The sequence below is a fragment of the Sphingobium sp. BHU LFT2 genome (assembly GCF_018604485.1).
In the GTDB taxonomy this organism is placed as follows: Bacteria; Pseudomonadota; Alphaproteobacteria; order Sphingomonadales; family Sphingomonadaceae; genus Sphingobium; species Sphingobium yanoikuyae_A.
The window spans coordinates 1-18,693 of record NZ_JAFCGW010000004.1 but is presented as its reverse complement, the minus strand read 5'-3'; the positions used below and the strand labels follow the sequence as shown (position 1 = coordinate 18,693).

11 protein-coding genes are annotated in these 18,693 nt (G+C 66.3%); 6 read left to right on the top strand and 5 right to left on the bottom strand.

Translation table 11 applies throughout. From position 1 onward, the window contains the following. Positions 1 to 57: 57 nt before the first annotated feature. Together JQK15_RS09500 and JQK15_RS09495 are read left to right on the top strand one after the other, a co-directional pair. Positions 58 to 1,374, top strand: a complete 1,317-nt coding sequence (locus JQK15_RS09500; RefSeq protein ID WP_214865187.1) for a M20/M25/M40 family metallo-hydrolase — start codon at positions 58 to 60, stop codon at positions 1,372 to 1,374. Positions 1,375 to 1,427: 53 nt separating this feature from the next. After that, entirely contained in the window at positions 1,428 to 2,072 is a 645-nt protein-coding gene (locus JQK15_RS09495; RefSeq protein WP_214865185.1) for a trimeric intracellular cation channel family protein, read from the top strand. A 19-nt stretch (positions 2,073 to 2,091) separates the two neighbouring features. On the opposite strand, the gene JQK15_RS09490 is transcribed toward JQK15_RS09495, so the two are convergent. After that, complete coding sequence (locus JQK15_RS09490; protein ID WP_214865183.1) at positions 2,092 to 3,540, bottom strand: amidohydrolase; 1,449 nt, start codon at positions 3,538 to 3,540, stop codon at positions 2,092 to 2,094. A gap of 301 nt (positions 3,541 to 3,841) precedes the next feature. Between JQK15_RS09490 and JQK15_RS09485 the strand changes: the two genes are divergently transcribed. The 4 genes from JQK15_RS09485 (at position 3,842) to JQK15_RS09470 (ending at position 13,979) form a co-directional block, all read left to right on the top strand. Beyond that, positions 3,842 to 6,799: a TonB-dependent receptor domain-containing protein gene (locus tag JQK15_RS09485; protein ID WP_251007687.1), complete on the top strand. Its 2,958-nt coding sequence runs from the start codon at positions 3,842 to 3,844 to the stop codon at positions 6,797 to 6,799. A 62-nt stretch (positions 6,800 to 6,861) separates the two neighbouring features. After that, complete coding sequence (locus JQK15_RS09480) at positions 6,862 to 9,333, top strand: zinc-dependent metalloprotease (RefSeq protein WP_214865180.1); 2,472 nt, start codon at positions 6,862 to 6,864, stop codon at positions 9,331 to 9,333. Positions 9,334 to 9,358: 25 nt separating this feature from the next. Continuing rightward, positions 9,359 to 11,155, top strand: coding sequence for a CIA30 family protein (locus tag JQK15_RS09475; RefSeq protein ID WP_214865177.1), 1,797 nt, complete (start codon positions 9,359 to 9,361; stop codon positions 11,153 to 11,155). Positions 11,156 to 11,246: 91 nt separating this feature from the next. Then, positions 11,247 to 13,979: a M14 family metallopeptidase gene (locus JQK15_RS09470; RefSeq protein WP_214865175.1), complete on the top strand. Its 2,733-nt coding sequence runs from the start codon at positions 11,247 to 11,249 to the stop codon at positions 13,977 to 13,979. A 41-nt stretch (positions 13,980 to 14,020) separates the two neighbouring features. On the opposite strand, the gene JQK15_RS09465 is transcribed toward JQK15_RS09470, so the two are convergent. From JQK15_RS09465 to JQK15_RS09450, 4 genes are all read right to left on the bottom strand, one after another. After that, positions 14,021 to 15,088 carry a FecR family protein gene (locus tag JQK15_RS09465; protein ID WP_214865173.1) on the bottom strand — a complete coding sequence of 356 codons (1,068 nt, stop codon included), beginning with the start codon at positions 15,086 to 15,088 and terminating at the stop codon, positions 14,021 to 14,023. A gap of 15 nt (positions 15,089 to 15,103) precedes the next feature. Then, a complete protein-coding gene (locus JQK15_RS09460; RefSeq protein ID WP_214865170.1) occupies positions 15,104 to 15,613 on the bottom strand; it encodes an RNA polymerase sigma factor in 510 nt (169 codons plus the stop codon). An 82-nt stretch (positions 15,614 to 15,695) separates the two neighbouring features. Next, the gene (locus tag JQK15_RS09455) at positions 15,696 to 18,131 is read right to left on the bottom strand and encodes a TonB-dependent receptor (protein WP_353047194.1); all 2,436 of its coding nucleotides are present in this window, start codon (positions 18,129 to 18,131) and stop codon (positions 15,696 to 15,698) included. A gap of 374 nt (positions 18,132 to 18,505) precedes the next feature. After that, positions 18,506 to 18,693, bottom strand: a 188-nt coding sequence (locus JQK15_RS09450; RefSeq protein WP_214865168.1) for a hypothetical protein, incomplete at its 5' end; no start/stop codon positions are given.

The following is an 18,693-nucleotide window of genomic DNA, read 5'->3' as shown; positions in this document are numbered from 1 at the left end:
TCTGCAGCCGTCCCAGAGCGGTGCATTTTTCCTTTGTTTCGGTGAAGTTACGAACCCATGCGACAGACTATTGTGAAGGCGGCGCTGTGCGGCGCGATGCTGCTGGCGACCACGGCGCAGGCGGCACTGAGTCCGGCCGAACAGAAGATCGGCGCCAGCGTCGATGCCGGCCATGAGCCCGCGATCGCCCTCCTCGAAAAGATCGTGAACCAGAATAGCGGGTCGATGAATGTCGCCGGCGTCAAGGCGGTGGCCGATATGCTGCGTCCCGAGTTCGAGGCGCTGGGCTTCACCGTTAGCTGGAAACCGATGGATCAGGTCAAGCGTGCCGGCCATTTTATCGCCGTGCATAAGGGCAAGGCGGGCACGACGAAGATGCTGCTGATCGGCCATCTCGACACGGTGTTCGAGCCGGACTCGCCGTTCCAGACCTTCAAGCGCGAGGGCGACTGGGCATCGGGGCCGGGTGTGTCCGACGACAAGGGCGGGGTGGTGACGATGCTGCTGGCCCTGAAGGCGATGCAGGCGGCGGGCACACTCAAGAACGCCAATATCGAGGTGGTGCTGACCGGTGACGAGGAGGATTCGGGTGATCCGGTCTCGATCTCGCGCGCTGACCTGATCGCGGCCGGCAAGCGCGCCGACGTCGCGCTCGATTTCGAGGGGCTGAGCCGCGAGGATGGCAAGGATATGGGCTCGATCGCGCGCCGCTCCTCCAACAGTTGGACGCTGACCACCAGCGGCAAGTCGGCGCATAGTTCGGGCATCTTCTCGGCCGCGGCCGGTGATGGCGCCGTCTATGAAATGGCGCGGATCATCACCGCTTTCCGCAAGGAATTGCCGGAACCCAACCTGACCTTCAATGTCGGCCTGATCGGCGGCGGCCAGAGCGCGGACGTCGACAAGGATGGCGTGCGCATCGCCGTGACCGGCAAGACCAACATCATCCCGCCGATCGCCGTCGCCAAGGGCGATTTCCGCACCCTTAGCCAGGACCAGACCGAGCGGGTGCGGGCGAAGATGCAGGCGATCGTCGACAACGGCCATCTGCCCGGCACTGGCGCCAGCATCGCCTTTGACCTGGGCTATCCCTCCATGGCGCCGACGGCGGGCAATCGCGCGCTGCTGGGCAAATTGAATGGCATCAACAAAGATCTGGGCCTGCCCGAAATGCCCGAGCTTGATCCGCTCAAGCGCGGCGCGGGCGATATCAGCTTCGTCGCGCAGGATGTCGACGGGCTGGTGGGTCTCGGCCTCGCTTCGACCGGCGACCATAGCCCGGCGGAAAAGGCGGACCTGTCCACCATGCCGCGCCAGGCCAAGCGGGCAGCCATATTGATGACCCGTTTGTCGGCCGAGAAGGGCCGGAAATGATCGACCATCGGGCGCCGCCTTCCGCTGGCGCCCGATAGCGGCTACGGAAGGCCATGCTGCCGCCGACCCCGACCATCGCCACCCATATCGGACCCGTGCTGGAGGCGTTGAGCCTGATCGGCACCTTCGTCTTCGGGGCTTCCGGCGCATTGGCCGCCGCGCGCCTGCGCCAGACATTGGTGACCTTTGCGTTCTTCGCCCTGCTGACCGGGGTGGGCGGCGGCACGGTGCGCGACCTGCTGATCGATGCGCCGGTCTTCTGGATCCATGATCCGGCGCCGTCGATCGTGTGTATGGCGGCCGCCATCACCGTCTGGATCACGCCGCGCCGCTGGTGGAGCGACCATGCGCTCGACTGGCTCGATGCGGTCGGGTTGGCTGCTTTCGCGGTGTTCGGGGCGGCCAAGGCAATGAGCTTTGGCGTGCCGCCCTTTGTCGCGGGAATGATGGGCGTGGTCACCGGCTGTGTCGGTGGCATCATGCGCGACACGCTGGCCGGCGAGCCGTCGATCCTGCTGCGCCCCGAACTATACGTTACGGCGGCGGCGTTCGCCTCCGGCCTGTTCGTGCTGTTGCGGCTCGCCGGGTTGGATGTGCCGGTCGCAGGCGTGATCGCGGCGCTGCTGGGATTTGGCCTGCGCGCGCTCGCGATCCGCCGCGGGCTGGGTCTGCCCGCCTATAAGGAGGCGGGCGAGTAATCGTCCTGCTTCGGGATCGTCACTTCCCGTTTCGATATTCCAGCGCCGGTCCCTTGTCGCCCAGCAGCGAGCGATAGACGAAATCCTTGCCGCGACGGCGATCCAGTTCGGCCTTGGCCTCCGCCAGCGTGTCCGGGCTCTGGAACAGTTGCGCGGCGGTCAGCGCCATCGCCTTGGCAGCGACGACCGCGCCCTTGGTGCCGACGCTGGTGCCGCTGGCGGCGACGGCCTGCCAGCTGTGCGGCGGGGTGCCCGGCGCCCAGGTGGCCGCGACCATGCCGACCGTCGGCGTCGTGTAGCTGACATCGCCGACATCGGTGGAGGCGGGGGTCAGGCCGCCGCTGCTATAGGCTTCGACGCTGCCGTCGCCCATGCGCGTGCCCTTGGGGAAGCTCGACTGGATCTGGGTGATGAAGGCCTGTTCCTGCGCATTATAGCTGGGCAGGGTCACCTGTTTCAGATTGTCATATATGACATGGCCCAGCGTGTCGTTTGGCAGCAGGTCGAAGGTGCCGCCGACCTGATTGAACTCGACCGTGGTGCCGGTGCCCATGGCCGCGCCCTCGGCCGCCTTCTTCACCCGATCCATGATGTCGGCGACCACCTGCTGATTGGGGTGGCGGACATAATAATAGACCTCGGCCGTGTCTGGCACGACATTGGGCGCCTTGCCGCCATCGGTGATGACATAATGGATGCGGGTTTCCTGCGGCACATGTTCGCGCATCATATTGACCATGGCATCCATCGCCTCGACCCCGTCGAGCGCGGAGCGGCCACGTTCGGGCGCGGCGGCGGCATGGGCGGCGGTGCCGTGGAAGCGGAACTTGCCGCTGATATTGGCGAGCGCGGTATTCTGCGACGCGCTGTTGCTGTCGGCGGCATGCCAGTGGATCATCGCCGACACATCCTTGGTGAGGCCCGCGCGGACGATGAAGACCTTGCCCGATCCGCCTTCCTCCGCCGGGGTGCCATAGAGGCGCAGTTCGCCCTTGATCTTGTGCGCGACCATCCAGTCCTTGGTGGCGATGGCGGCCGCGACCGAGGCGGCGCCGAACAGATTATGGCCGCAGCCATGGCCGGCAATGCCCTCGATCGGCTTGCGCACCGGCTCGGCCGCCTGGGGCAGGCCGGGCAGCGCGTCATATTCGGCGAGCAGGCCGATGACCGGGCCGTCGCCGGTCCTGAAGCGGGCGACGAAGGCGGTCGGCATGCCGGCTATCCCGGCCTCGACCGTGAAGCCGGCGGCCTTCAACTGCTGCTGCAACAGGGCCGAACTCTTGGTCTCCTGAAAGCCGATTTCGGCATAGTTCCAGATCTGCAGCGCGTTCTTGGCCAGCGTATCCGCGCCGCGATCGACATCCGCCATGATCGCCATCTTGTCGCCATCGGCCAGCGGCCCGGCCAGGGCGGGCGCCGATGCGCCGAGCGCGAGGAGGGCGAGGAAGGAGCGGGCGAAGCGTGACATGGATGGATCCCCTGGCTGCATGAAGCGGGGCGGTCAGCACCATCCCCCACTGGTGAAACGGCTTATCGATCAGGGCGATGGATACCACCATCACAAAAGTGAAATTTTTGATGGGGGAAATTTTCGGGCCTGCGTCTCCGACAATGAGAGGGTTTCCGGCCACGCAGCCGGACGAGGGGACAACCTCAAAAGATCAGAGCCCATCCGAAGGGATCGGATGGCGGGAGCCAGGGGAAGACATATGGGTGTGTATCGGAACAAGGGAGCCTGCGCGGCGAGCCTGATCGCCATGGGATGGGCCATGACCGCAGGCAGCGCATTGGCGCAGGACGCCGCCCCGGCGGCGGATGCGGCGGACGGCATCGTCGTCGTCGGCTCGCAGATCAAGGGCGCCAAGATCAACGAGGCGCTGCCGGTCACGGTCGTATCGACCGACGAGATCAAGAGCGCTGCCGCCGTGTCGGGCGACGAACTGTTCCGTTCGATCCCGCAATTTGGCGACGTCCAGTTCAACAGCCAATATCTGCCCGGCAGCTCCAACGGCGCGCGCGGCGACGTCGGTTCGCTCGATCTGCGCAGCCTGGGCATCGGCAACACGCTGGTGCTGCTGAACGGCCGCCGTGTCGTCGCCCACCCGACCAGCCAGGCGAACGACCAGCTGGTGCCAGTGCTGAGCTACAACACCAATGCCATCCCGGTGAACGGGCTGGAGCGGCTGGAAGTGCTGCGCGACGGCGCGGCCGCCATTTACGGCGCGGACGCGGTGGCGGGCGTGGTCAACACCGTGCTCAAGACCGATTATCAGGGCGCCGAGCTGTCGCTGCAATATGGCGGCGCGGAAGGCACCGGCCTGCGCGAGTTCAACGCCAATGGCGTGATCGGCACCAACTTTGCCGAAAATCGTGGCAACATCACCCTGTTCGGCAGCTATGACCATGGCACCGGCCTGGATTCGACCGAGCAATATTATACCGAATCCTCCGACAAGCGCGGCCTGTTCGAAGGGACGGCATTTGAAGGCTCGACCTCGCTTGACGGCCGGTCGACCACCACGCCCTTCGCCAACCTGCGCACCTATGGCAATGTGCCCGTCACCATCAACGGCACGTCCCTGACCAACGCATCGGGCCAGTTCCACCTGCAGCCGACCAGCAGCACGGGCTGTGTTGCCACGATCGGCAATGATCGCTGCATCCAGAATGGGGCGATGGCGACGGCAGGCGCGGACCGCGACCTGCGTTATGACTCGTTGGCGCAGGGCACGTCGATCATGCCGCGCCTCAACCGCCTCAACCTGTTCATGACCGGCCATTATGACATCAGCGACGATGTCAGCTTCTTCGCCGAAGCCGGCTTCTATCGCAGCAAGACCAAGGCGCAGCAGAGCCCGGTCGCGACGCTGAGCTCGATCCCCATCTATGTGCCGGCAAGCAATTACTGGAACCCGCTGGGTCAGGCCGTGTTCGCCAACGGCACCGTCAATCCCAACCGTCTGGCCGGCACCAATGCACCGGCCGCGGGCCTGCCGCTCACCATCAACAATTATCTGTTCGATGACTTCGGTCCGATGAACGTTACCGTGACCAACCAGCAATATCGCCTGCTGGCCGGTCTGCGCGGCGAGTTCAACGGCTTCAACTGGGAAAGCGCGATCAGCTATTCCGAAGCCTGGGCCCGCGACGTCAGCGACAATATCAGCCGCACCAAGCTGCAGGAATATCTGTCGCTGTCGACCCCGGATGCCTATAACATCTTCGGCACGTCGGTGAACAGCCAGTCGACCATCGACGCGATGCGCGAGGAGCTGGTCCGCTATACCAAGTCGACCCTGGCGACCTATGACTTCCGCATCTCCAAGAGCGACCTGTTCACCCTGCCGGGTGGCAATGTCGGCTTTGCCGCCGGCATCGAGGCACGGCGCGAGACCCAGCTTGACGATCGCGATCCGCGCATCGACGGCACCATCACCTACACCGATCCGCTGACCGGCGCGGTCTCGGGCGACTTCGTCAACTCCGCGCTCAACAACGACACCAGCGGCCATCGCGAAGTGTTCGGCGCCTATGCGGAATTTGCCGTGCCGCTGGTTTCGCCGGAAATGGACATTCCGCTGGTGCGCAGCCTGGATCTCCAGCTGGCCGGCCGTTACGAACATTATAGCGATTTCGGCGATGTCGCCGTGCCCAAGATCGCCGGTGCCTGGGAAGTGGTGCGCGGCATCCGCTTCCGTGGTTCCTGGGCCAAGTCGTTCCGCGCCCCGAACCTGGAGCAGACCAACGCAACGGTCGTGACGCGCGCGAACAGCCGCACCGACTATATCATGTGCGAGGCGGACGTCCGCGCCGGCCGCATCACCGACTTCTCGCAATGTTCGCGGGCGCAGACCACCTCGGCCCGGCGTTCGGGTAACCCGGATCTCGATCCCGAACGGGCAAAGACCCTGTCCTTCGGCGTCGTGCTGGAGCCGCCGCTGCCCGACGGCATGGGCCATCTGACCTTCACCACCGACTGGTGGCGGGTGCGCCAGACCGGCCTGGTCGGCATCTTCGGCGAAGGCAATGCGCTGATCCTCGACTATCTGCTGCGCAAGCAGGGTTCGAGCAATCCGAACGTGATCCGCGCCGCGGCCACCGCTTCGGATGTCGAAGCCTTTGCCGGCACCGGCCTGACCCCGGCGGGCGAGGTTCTCTACGTCCTCGACCAATATACCAATTTGCAGCCGCAGACGGTGAAGGGCCTGGACTTCAACCTGACCTATCGCACGCCCGAAACCAGAATCGGCAGTTTCAACTTCGCGGTGAATGCGTCGCACTTCCTGAAATATTATCAGGAACCCTCGCCGGGCATTGCCGAACTGCTGGCGGCGCAAGACGCGGGCGACATCGACGCCGCCGTCAACATCTCGGGCGGCCGCAGCCTGCTGCAGCTCGATCGCAAGCCCAAGTGGCGCGGTTCGGCCTCGCTCACCTGGTCGCTGAACAATGTGACGGTCGGCGCCTTCGCCCAATATACCGGCAAGGTCTATGACACCGGCCTGATCGATGCGGACGGCGATTACTGGACGGTCAAGGCGACCACCACGGCGAACCTCTATGGCCAGTATCGCTTCACCGAGGGCTCGCTGAGCGGCACCAGCATGCGGATTGGCGTGCGCAACCTGTTCGACAAGGCGCCGCCGCTGTCGTCCAGTGGCTATCAGGGCCAGCTTTATTCGCCGCTGCGTCGCTATTGGTACTTGAACGTCAGCCACAAATTCTGATGCCTCCTGGGGCACCGGCCATCGCGCCGGTGCCCATTTTTTGCTTTCGGGACATGTTATTGATGAAATCGCTGCGCGCGCTGCCGCTTGTCGCCCTGATGATCCTGAGCGTGCCGGCCGGCACTGCGCTGGCCCAGCCTGCGCCGGTAGCGGCAAGTCCGGCCCCGGCCAGCCTGTTCACGCTGGCGGGCGGGCAGAAGATCGTCCTGCCCAGGGCAGGCGCCAATGGCGTCATCGCCCGCTATCTCTACACCCCTTCGATCGCCGGGGGACTTGGCGCAGCAGAGATCGGCCTGGATCGCGCGCGGCTGGGCGAGACGCAGGTGCTGCTGTTCCGCAAGGTCGGCAACAAGGTGCTGGCCGAGTTCGAGAATTACCGCTTCCGCGCGCTCAATGGCGACGCCGGTGAAGAGCAGGCGGTCGCGCGCTCCTTCTCCAATTCGCCGATCTGGTCGGGCGATATTGTCAGCGAAGATGACAAGGGCATCACCCTCGACCTGTCCGGCCTGCTGATGCGCGACGCCTTCGATGTCGCCGGTCGGCTGAAGGCGACCAAGGCCGGCAATTTCAAGATTGCGCCGGCGCTGTCCTATGTCGATCCGGCGCAGAGCCTGGCCTTCCCGGACAATGTCGAGTTCGAGGCGGCGCTGACCTTCACCAGCGACGAGCCGGGACGCAGCATCGAGCGGGTGCTGCCCGATGCGCGCGGGCTGACGGTGCGGGTGCATCACAGCTTCATCCGCTTGCCCGACGATAATTTCCACACCCGCGCCCATGACCCGCGCACCGGCACGTCGGTGCAGGTCATCCGCAACAATTATGCCGCCGCGCTGGACGAGCCGATCGTCACCCGGCTGGTCCGCCGGTTCCGGCTGGAAAAGACCGATCCCAATGCCGAGCGTTCGGCCGTCAGGAAGCCGATCATCTTCTATGTCGACCGCGCCGCGCCGCAGGCGATCCGCGATGCGCTGAAGGAAGGCGCCCAATGGTGGGCGCAGGCGTTCGATGCCGCCGGCTTCGTCGACGCCTTCCGGGTCGAGGAACTGCCGGTCGGCGCCAACCCGATGGACGCGCGCTACAATGTCATCGCCTGGGTCCATCGCGAGACGCGCGGCTGGTCGACCGGCACCACCATCGTCGATCCGCGCAGCGGCGAAATCGTGCGCGGCGTGGTGCAGCTGGGATCGCTGCGGGCCTGGCAGGACAAGCTGATCTTCGAGGGGCTGGCCGGCGCATCCAGGGAAGGCACCGGCGCCAGCGATGACCCGATCATTCTGGTCAAGGCGCGGCTGCGCCAGCTCGCCGTGCATGAGGTCGGCCATGCGCTGGGCCTGTCGCACAATTTCGCCGGTTCGACCTTCGAGAACCGGGCGTCGGTGATGGACTATCCCGCGCCGCGCATCGCCGTGCGGGACGGTGCGCTCGACTTTTCCGATGCCTATGCCACCGGCGTCGGCGCTTGGGACAAGTTCGCGATCGACTGGCTCTATCGCCAGTTCCCGGCCGGCACCGACGAGAAGGGCGCGCTGGACGCCATGACCCGCGCGGTTCAGGCCAAGGGCTATCGCTTTGTCGCCGATGGTGACACACGCGGCGATGGCGATGCCCAGCCCTGGGGCAATATGTGGGATGACGGCACGGACGCCGCCGGGCAGCTCACCCATATCATGGATGTGCGCCGGATCGCGCTCGATCGCTTCGGCCTCGACAATCTGCCGGCCGGGGCGGCCGCCGCCGACCTGCGCCGGATGATCGTGCCGATCTACCTGTTCCACCGCTATCAGGTAACGGCCGCGTCGAAGCTGATCGGCGGGGTGGATTACAGCTATGCGGTAAAGGGCGACGGCCATGAGCAGGCGCTGCCGGTCGACGCCGCGCAGCAGCGGGCGGCGCTGCGCGCCCTGCTCGCGACACTCGATCCCGCCGCGCTCGATCTGCCCGATCGCCTGTCACCTTTGCTGTCATCGATCCAGTCGGGCATGAGCGACCGCCAGACCGACATCGAACTGCTGCCTGGCCGCACCGCCGCCGCCTTCGACTGGGCGCGCGCGGCCGAAGTGGCGGCCGACGGCAGCTTCATCGCGATGCTGGCGCCCGAGCGGCTCAACCGGCTGGTGGCGCAGCATGCCGCCGATGCCGGCCAGCTGTCGCTCGACGAATATCTGGGCGCGATCGACGATCGGGTGATGGCCGCCGGGGCAACGGGCCGGCAGGCGGAAATCGCGCGGCAGGTCCGTGCCCGCTATGTCCTGCGCCTCATCAGCCTGGCCGACGACAAGCAATTGTCGTCGACCGCGATCGCCATCGTGCGGGCCCATATGGAGAGCCTGGCCGGGCGCCTCGGCAAGCGTGGCGCCGCCGCCGACGCCGCGCATAATCGCTATCTCGCCACAATGCTGACCGCTTCGCCCGAGGAGCGCGCCAAGCTGGCCGAGCCGATCGCGCCGCCGCCGCCGATCCCGCCGGGCGCGCCGATCGGCAGCGATGCCGAATGCTGGTTCTGCATGCCGGCGGTGCCGGCGACCGAAGAATAATCATTGCCTTTGAGGGGGAAGTCCCATGCGTAAATCTGTTGTCACTGCTCTGCTGGCCTCGGCCATCGCCCTGCCGATCGCGCTGCATTCCGCCGCCTCCGTCTCGGCCCCGGCCGATGGCGGCACGGTCGCCATCGTCGGCGCGACCATTTTCGACGGCACTGGTGCTGCGCCCGCGCCCGGCACCGTGCTGATCCAGGATGGCCGCATCACGGCCGTCGGCGCCGACGTGAAGGTGCCGCGCGGCGCCAGGGTCATCAACGCCAAGGGCAAGGCGCTGCTGCCCGGCTTCTTCGACGTCCATACCCACTGGACCGCCGGCGGCAGCCCCAGCACCTTCCCGCAGATCGCCAATGCCTATGTCGCGGCGGGCGTGACCACGGTGAATGATTTCAACGAGGCGCCCGAGGCGTTCGCGCCGCTGCGCGCCTGGCTGGGCCAGATGAACGCCCCCCATGTCCGCTTCGCCGCGCGCATCAGCACGCCCGGCGGCCATGGCGCCGACTGGGCCGATCAGGCGACCACCATCTGGGTCAACACGCCCGGCGCCGGCAAGGCCGCGATCGAGAGCCTGGTGCCCTATCAGCCCGATCTGGTGAAGATCTTCTCCGACGGCTGGCGCTATGGCGTGTCGCCCGACAATACCAGCATGGACGAATGGACGCTGAAGGCCACGGTCGAGGCGGCCCATGTCCAGAACTGGCCGGTGCTGACCCACACCGTCACCGTTGATCGCGGCCTGGTCGCGGCGCGGGCGGGCGTGGACTCGCTGGCCCATGGCCTGCAGGACCGGCCGATCACCGCCGAGGAAGTCGCCGCGATCAAGCAGAGCGGCATGGCGATGGCCCCGACGCTGGCGGTCTATGATCCCTATAAGCGCGGCGACGTGAAGGCGGACGATCCGCGCCTGAAGCAGACATTCCGCAAGTTCGGCTTTGCGCTGGGCAATGTGAAGGCGCTGTTCGATGCCGGCGTGCCGATCGCGCTGGGCACCGATGCGGGCATGCCGGGCACGCCGCATGGTCCGTCCACCCTGCACGAGATGGAATTGCTGGTGCAGGCCGGCCTGACGCCGAGCCAGGCGCTGGTCGCCGGCACCCAGACCAGTGCGAAGATCATGCGCATCGATGCCGATCGCGGCACCATTGCGGTCGGCAAGCGCGCCGACATCGTGCTGATCGACGGCACCCCCTGGACCAACATCAAGGATGTCTACAAGGTCTCGCAGGTGCTGATCGACGGCAAGCTGGCCTATGGCGCCGGCGCCCCGGCGCTGCCCGCCGCCAACAAGACCGACCGTCTGCCCTCGATCAGCGTGCCCGCGCTGATCGACGATTTCGAGCGCGACGATCGCCGCTCGTCGATCGACACGCTGCGCGTCGACACGCCCGATGGCGGCATCGACCGGTCGGTCGAGATCACCCAGACGGTGCCGCGCGACGAGGGCGGCAAGGCGCTGTCGCTGTCGGCGCGCATGGCGGTCAAGGAAGCGGCCTATGCCGGCTTTGCCATTCCGCTGAGCCGCGGGTCGATCACCCCGGCGAAGATCAGCGGTTACAAGGGCCTGCGCTTCGAGCTGAAGGGCGACGGCGCCTACACCGTTCGCCTGAACGGACTCGATGGCGTCTGGGAAGCGCAGGTGCAGGGCGGCGCCGGCTGGGCTGCGGTCGAGGTGCCGTTCAGCCAGTTCAAGCCGGTCGAGCGCCGCGGCAAGGTCGGCCCGGCCTTCACCGGTGACGGCATCACCCAGGTCGAGTTCGGCGGATCGCGCGGTCCGGGCAAGCGCATGTGGTTGCAGATCGACAATGTCCGCTTCTACTAAGGGCTGACGGCCTGTTCGAAAGGGGCGCGATGAAGCATCGCGCCCCTTTCCCCTTTCTGCCCGCTTACGACCAGATATCTGGAGAGATTGCATGAAACCCCATTGGCTTTTCCTGTCGGGCGCGCTGCTGTTGCAGGCGGTCCCTGCCGTGGCCCAGACCAGCACGCCGACCCCGCCCGAGCGCTTCTTCAAGCAGCCGCCGGGGACCGACCATTATCTCGCCAACTACAGCGAATATGAGGCCTATCTCCAGAAGCTGGCGACCCAGAGCGACCGGATGAAGCTGGTCGACATCGGCAAGAGCGCGGAAGGGCGCAGCCAGTGGATGGCAATCGTCTCCTCGCCCGCGAACCTGGCCAAGCTGGACGAGTATCGCGCCATTGCCGAGAAGCTGGCCCGCGCCCATGGCGTGGACGAGACGCAGGCGCGCGCGCTGGCGGCGCAGGGCAAGGCGGTGGTCTGGATCGACGCGGGCATGCACGCGACCGAGACGGTGACGTCGCAGGGGCAGATCCAAGTGCTCTACCGGATGCTGACCCAGTCGGACCCGGAAACGATGCGCATGCTGGACGATTGCATCATCCTGTTCGCGCATGACAATCCCGATGGCATGGAACTGGTCGCCAACTGGTATATGCGCTCGGCCGATCCCAAGAAGCGCGAGATGGCGACGCTGCCACGCCTCTACCAGAAATATATCGGCCACGATAATAATCGCGACAGCTTCATGGCGGCGATGCCCGAGACCGAGAATGTCAATCGGGTGCTGTTCCGCCAATGGTATCCGCAGATCGTCTATAACCAGCATCAGACTGGGCCGGAGGGCATGGTGGTGTTCGTGCCGCCGTTCCGCGATCCGTTCAATTTCAACTATGACCCGATCGTCATGGCGCAGCTCAACGAAGTCGGCTTCGCCATGCATTCGCGCCTGATTTCCGAAGGCAAGGCGGGTTCCGGCACGCGCAGCGCGGCGCCCTATTCGACCTGGCACAATGGCATGGAACGCTCGGTCGCCTATTTCCACAACAGCATCGGCCTGCTGACCGAGATCATCGGCGGGCCGACCCCGGCGAAGATCCCGCTGGTGCCATCGACCCAGTTGCCGCGCGGCGACGAGATGATGCCGATCGGCCCGCGCGACTGGCATTTGCAGGATTCGCTCGACTATCAGTGGACGCTGGACCGCGCGGTCATCGACTATGCGTCGCGCAATCGCGAGCGGCTGCTGTTCAACATCTGGAAGATGGGCGCCAACAGCATCGAGAAGGGCAGCAAGGACAGCTGGACCATCACCCCGTCCAAGGTCGACCGGCTGGCCAATGCCAAGGCGCTGGACGAAGGGCGTGGCCCCAAGAAGGTCGATCCCGGCCTCTACAAGACGATGCTGCAGGCGCCCGCCGAGCGCGATCCGCGCGCCTATATCATCCCCGCCGAGCAGCGCGACATGCCGACTGCGATCGCCTTCCTCAACGCGCTGATCAAGAATGGCGTCGAGGTGGAGCGGGCCGACGCGCCGTTCCAGGCGGGCGGGAAAAGCTATGCCGCCGGCTCCTATATCGTACGCACCGATCAGGCCTATCGCCCGCATGTGATCGACATGTTCGAGCCGCAGGACCATCCGCACGATACGGATTTCCCCGGCGGCCCGCCCAAGGCGCCCTATGACATTACCGGCTATACTTTGGCCTATCAGATGGGGATCGGCTTCGACCGGCTGCTCGACGGGCTGGACCAGCATTTCACCCCGGTCCCCGACCTGCTGGCGCCGCCGCCCGGCCGGATCGTGGGGCAGGGCAAGGCCGGCTGGATCGTCGGTCATGAAAGCAACAACAGCTTCATCCTGACCAACCGTCTGCTGAAGGCCGGTGTGCGTCCGGCCTGGCTGAAGCAGGCGGTGAGCGCCGATGGCGAGGCGATGCAGGCCGGCGCGATCTGGATCCCGGCATCGGCCGGCGCGCAGAAGATCATCGGCGATGCGGTGACGGAGCTGGGCCTGACCGCCCATGCGCTCAACGCCGCGCCGCAGGGTGATCGCATTGCGCTCAAACCCCTGCGCATCGGCCTGGTCGATCGCTATGGCGGCAATATCCCGACCGGCTGGACCCGCTTCCTGCTGGAGAAGTTCGAATTCCCCTTCGCGCCGGTCTATGCCAAGCGTCTGGATGCGGGCAATCTGGCGAAGGACTATGACGTGCTGCTGTTCGCCGACGGCGCATTGCCGCCGAGCGGTGCCTGGGGAACGGCCCGTGCCGGCAAGCAGCCGGACGTCAAGGACACGCCGGCCGAGTTCGTGCCGATGCTGGGCGATCTGACCGACGCCAAGACGGTGCCAGCGGTCGCGGACTTCGCCCGCAACGGCGGCGCGGTGGTGGCGATCGGCAATTCGGCCCGCTTCATCGACCTGCTCGGCACGCCGCTCAAGCCCGCGCTGGCTCGGGAAGTGGAGGGGGCGATGAAGCCGCTCGACACCAAGAGCTTCTTCATCCCCGGATCGATCCTGCGCGCGCGCGTCGATAACCGCCAGCCGCTGGCCTATGGCCTGCCCGATCAGGTGGATATCTTCTTCAACCGCTCGCAGACTTTCGTGACGGCGAATGCCACCCCCTATGGCCAGGTATCCTGGTTCGAGGGCCGCGATCTGCTGCGCAGCGGCTGGGCCGTGGGACAGGAGAAGCTGGCCGGCACGATCGCCGTCGCCGATGTCGATGTCGGCAAGGGCAAGCTGCTGGTGATGGGGCCGGAAGTGGCGCAGCGCGCTCAATCCTATGGCACGTTCAAATTCCTGTTCAACGCGCTGCTCTATGGCGCGGCCGATCGGAAATAAGGAAAGGAGCGGGGCGTCATCGGACGCCCCGTTTTTTTGGATCAGCCCCGGACGGCGCAGTCGCCGGGGATGATCTGGTCGCCGCGGGTCAGGACGATCCGGTCGGCGCTGCGCGCTACATGCACCAGCCCCTGCTGCTCCAGTGCTTCGGCCAGGCCATCGGCATTGTCGATGTCGAATACGCCGCTGATGGCGATATGCGCGGCATCCTCCTTCACCTCCAGCCGGCCCGAGCCATAGCGGTTCATTTCTGCCGCGACATCGGACAGGCAGCGGCCGGTGAAGACGATGCGGCCGTCGCGCCAGGCGCTTTCGCGGGTCACGTCGACCGGGTCGACCGAAACGCTCTGATCCTTCTGCGTCAGCCGCATGCCGGCGGGCAGCAGGGTGGCGCGGCTGCCATTGTGGGTTGCTGCAGCCGTCACGACGCGGACAAGCCCCTCGGTCGTGGTGACCTGTTCCCGGCCCGCGAGGCGCGACACGTCGAAGGCGGTGCCGACTGCCGTGGCGGTCAGCTTGCCGGCCGATACGCTGAAGGGGCGGTTCTTGTCCTTGTGGACGGCGAAATAGGCGCGGCCCGATTCCAGCGCGACCGCCCGCTTGTCGGCGGAGAAGGCGAAGCGGATCGCACTGTCGGCGTCCAGGATCACGCGCGATCCGTCGGGCAGCTGGATATTGCGGCGGCGGCCGGCTGGGCTGAACAGGCGCGTGCCCGTCGCCTGTGCCACCTGTTCGCCGGACAGGGCGGGTGGCACGGGATGCTCGGCAGGTCGGCTGGTGAACCAGAGCGTTGCCGGCACCGCCAGCAGCGCGGTCAGCGACGCGGCCAGCAAGGCGGCGCGCCAGGGGCGGCGGCTAGTGGAGGGGGCGGAGGCTTCGGTCTGGCGCGCCTGCATCTGGGCGAGCATCGCCGCAATCGCGTCATCCTGCTCCGCAGCGCCGGCGACGTCCCAGCCGCGCTCGACCGCGTCCATGGCCGCGCGATGCGCCGGGGCCGCGTCGCACCAGGCGGCAATCGCCGCCCGCTCGGCGGATGTCGCCGTGCTGGACTGCAACCGCGCCCAATGGGCGGCGGCGATATCGAAGGGGTCGTCCCCGTCCTGGGTCATGAAGTGACCGCTATCCTATCGTGCCATGCGCCGGGCGATATGCGCGACGGCCTTGGCGACATGTTTCTCGATCGCGCTCACCGAAATGCCCAGCCTTTCCGCAATATCGCCATAGGCCAGCCCTTCGTAGCGCCGCATCAGGAAGATGTCGCGGGTCCGTTCCGGCAGCTCTTCCAGCGCGCGGACGACCTGGGCGATCTCTTCCCTTGCCTGTAAGACGCGGTCGGCGGTCCGTTCCTCAGCAGGATGATCCTTTTCCGTCAGTTCATCATGCCCCTTGGCATGACGGACCTGATCGCGCCGCGCCTGATCGCGCAATACGCTGGATGCGGTGCGGAAGATATAGCCTTCCAGATTGTCGATGCCGTCGGGCGACTGGCGCACATGCATGCGCAGCATCACATCCTGCACCAGGTCGTCGACGATATGGGCGTTGGCCACGCGGCGGGCGAAATAGCGGCGCAGCGCCGGGATATAGGCGGAATAGTCCGTCGCCCTGTTTTCCGCCCCGCCCGGTTGCGGCAACGACGATCCTGATAGACGGTTCAACCCCGAAACCCCTTGTCCGCGCTTTCCAATCCCTTGCGGGCCGCCCCGGCGACCCGCATCACCAATGCCGGTCCCAGCTCAGCAGGATCGATCGCGGTCCTGAACTGAACGTTTGACCGACCCCATATCCGTTAGTCACTGCGCGCAAATTCGCGACGCGGTTGAAAATATTGCGCGCGCGCAGCGACAGGCTGGTCCGTTCCCGGCGCCAGCTGACCCCTGCGCCGAACAGTGAGAAGCCGGAGGTCTCGACGAAATCGGGATCGTCACGGGTGAAGGTGGACCAGGAACCCGACTGATATTGCCAATCGCCATCGACCGTCAGTTGGCCATGGCCGCCGACCGACCAGCTGCGCGCCAGGCTGGCCTGCAACCGGCGATGCGGCACGAAGGGGATGCTGTCGCCCTTGTCGGCGCCACCGACCAGCGGCGCGGCGTCGGACACGCGGGTCAGGTCGGCGCGGATCAGGCTGGCTTCCAGCCGGGCGGTCAGGCCCGGCAGCGGCCGGGCGACCAGTTCGAACTCGGTGCCCAGGATCATCGCATTGCCGACATTGACCAGATAGGCGTGCGAGCGATTTTCGGACAGGGCCCGATACTGCATGTCGCGCCAGTCGTTCATATAGGCGGTCAGCGTCATCTCGCTGTCGCGTCCCAGATGCAGGTTGAAGCCCAGTTCCGCGCCCCACAGGCTGTCGCCATCATAGGTGCGCCGGTCGGGCAGCAATACCGAAGCCGTATTGACCCCGCCCGGCCGGATGCTGCGCGTCAGCTGGGTATGCCAGCTGGCGCCCGGCGCGATCGGCAGGTCGATATGGACGCGGGTGCTGAGCCCGCCCGACCGGCTGACGGTGCGCGGCCAGGAGTCGATCGATCCGCTGAGCAGATTGGGCACGACCACGTCATTTTGCGATGCGACGCGATAATCGTCATAGCGCAGCCCGAGCGAGACGAGCAGGTCATCCTCGCGATAGGAGAGGGTGCCGAACAGTGCCGCCTGGTCGCGGCTGATTGCCAGCCGGCGCGCACCGAACAGTTCGCCGGTGACATCGGGATCACCGTTGTAGGAGGAGAGTTCGCTGCGCAGCCGCTCGCTGCGATGATCGATCAGCACGCCCGCCACCCAGCCCAGCCCGTGAACATTGTCATGGCCCAGGCGCAGTTCCTGCAGGATGCGGGTCGACACGATCGGAATATGCAGCAGCGACGGCGCGAGGCCGGCGGCATAATCGGCGAACTGCTGCGTCTGCGCCGGGTCGCAGGACGGACTGTCGAGTCCGAAATAGCGTTGGCAGGCTTCGGGATCCTGCCCCTGCAACAAGGTGGCATTGGTCCGATCATAACGCCGGTCGAGCGACCAGCGATAGGCGGCGGTGATGCTGGTCAGGCGGACCGGGCCGCCGCCATAGCCGATCTTCAGCCGCCCCATCAGGAAATCATGGGTGGTGGGCGCGGCGAAATAGCGATCGGTGCGATAGGGGCCGAGCGACTGGAACCAGGAGGAGGCATCGGCAATGCGGCGATGCTGCCAGGTGAGCAGCGCCGATATGTCGAGATCGGGCTGCGGCACCATCCGCGCGATCAGGCGCAGCCCCGATATGTCGTCGTCATTGACGTTGCGCGCGCCGGTGCGGACATTGTCGACATAGCCGCCCGCGCGGCTGACATAGGCGGTCGTGCGCAGGGCGGCGCGCTGGCCCAGCGGGATATTGAGCGTGGAGGAGGCCGACAGGTCGGGCTCGCCGCCCTGCTGCATGCCCAGGCCCAGGCTGGCGCCGCCGCCCCATTGGCCCAGATGCGGTTCTTCCGGCGCGATCTCGATCTCGCCGGCGAGCGCGCCGACGCCATGTTCGGCGCTGCGTGCGGTGCGGGCGATGCGGACCTGCGCCACGTCCACCAGCGACAGGTCGCTGGTCGTGCGCGCGGCGTCGCTGCCGGTGCCCGACGGGCCGGCGATCGGCACGTCGCCGAAATAGACCAGGGTGGTGGATTCTCCCGCCATGCCGACGCCGCGCACGACCAGCGCGCGCTGACCGGCATTACCCGGCTCGCTGCTGATACCCGGACTGGCTTCGACCAGGGTCGCGATCCCCGCCCCGCTGGGTCGCAGCCGCAGGTCGCCGGCAAAGCTGACCGGGTCGGTGCGACGCTGCGCGGTGACGATCAGCGGGCGGGTCGGGGGCCGGGGGGATGGGGGGGGGGCGGCTGCAATGTCGGCTGTGCCGCGGACCGGGGAGGCTGGTTCGATCAGGATGACATGGGCGTCCGTCTCCCGGAAGGTCAGGCCGCTGCCCTTGAGCAGCCGGCGCAGCGCGCTCGAAAAGGACATGGTGCCCGACAGGCGATGCGACGTGGCCGAACCGGCGAGGGCGGAGCGAAAGACGATCTGCCGGCCTGCCTGCAAGGCGAGCTGCTGGATCGCGGTTTCCAGCTTCTGACGCGGTATATCGAAGGAGGTGTCAGTGCCGCTGCGCGCGAATGCCGGGGTGGGCACGATGGGCAGGGCCAGGAGTAGGGGCGCGCCGATTGTCGCGATCCGGCGCAGCGCATGCCGCCCCGGCCGCGCGACACCGGCTCTTCTGCACCTTCGTATCACGGACACGCCTTATTCTTCCGACCCGATGTCCAGAACGAGCGACCCCCCACTTTCCATCACGGAATATCCGGTGTCGCGACGGGAGATTGCGCAAATTGTGCAAAGATCATGAACTATCCCCAGGACGCGACGCCGGTTTCCGACGCTGCTGTCCCGTCAATGTGGAAGGAAGCGCATGACGTCGTCGTCTTTGCGGAGGCGAGGGCGATGGGATCGCGGCCGGATTGCTATCCGAAAGGGGCAGGGGCGTGAATTAAGTTATTCTGTTCCTTCTACAAGTCGGCCTCGTAGCGCAGCCTCCAGGGCATACAGGTGGGCCGTTGCGCGGTGATTTTCGTTTTTGGTTCTTTTTTTGCGAGAAAGGAGTTGACGGGTTCGCCTGACGGGCCTAGATGCCACTCCACCGACGCGGTGATGACCAACGGTTCTCGCCACGCACGGTCGCCAACATAGCAGGACA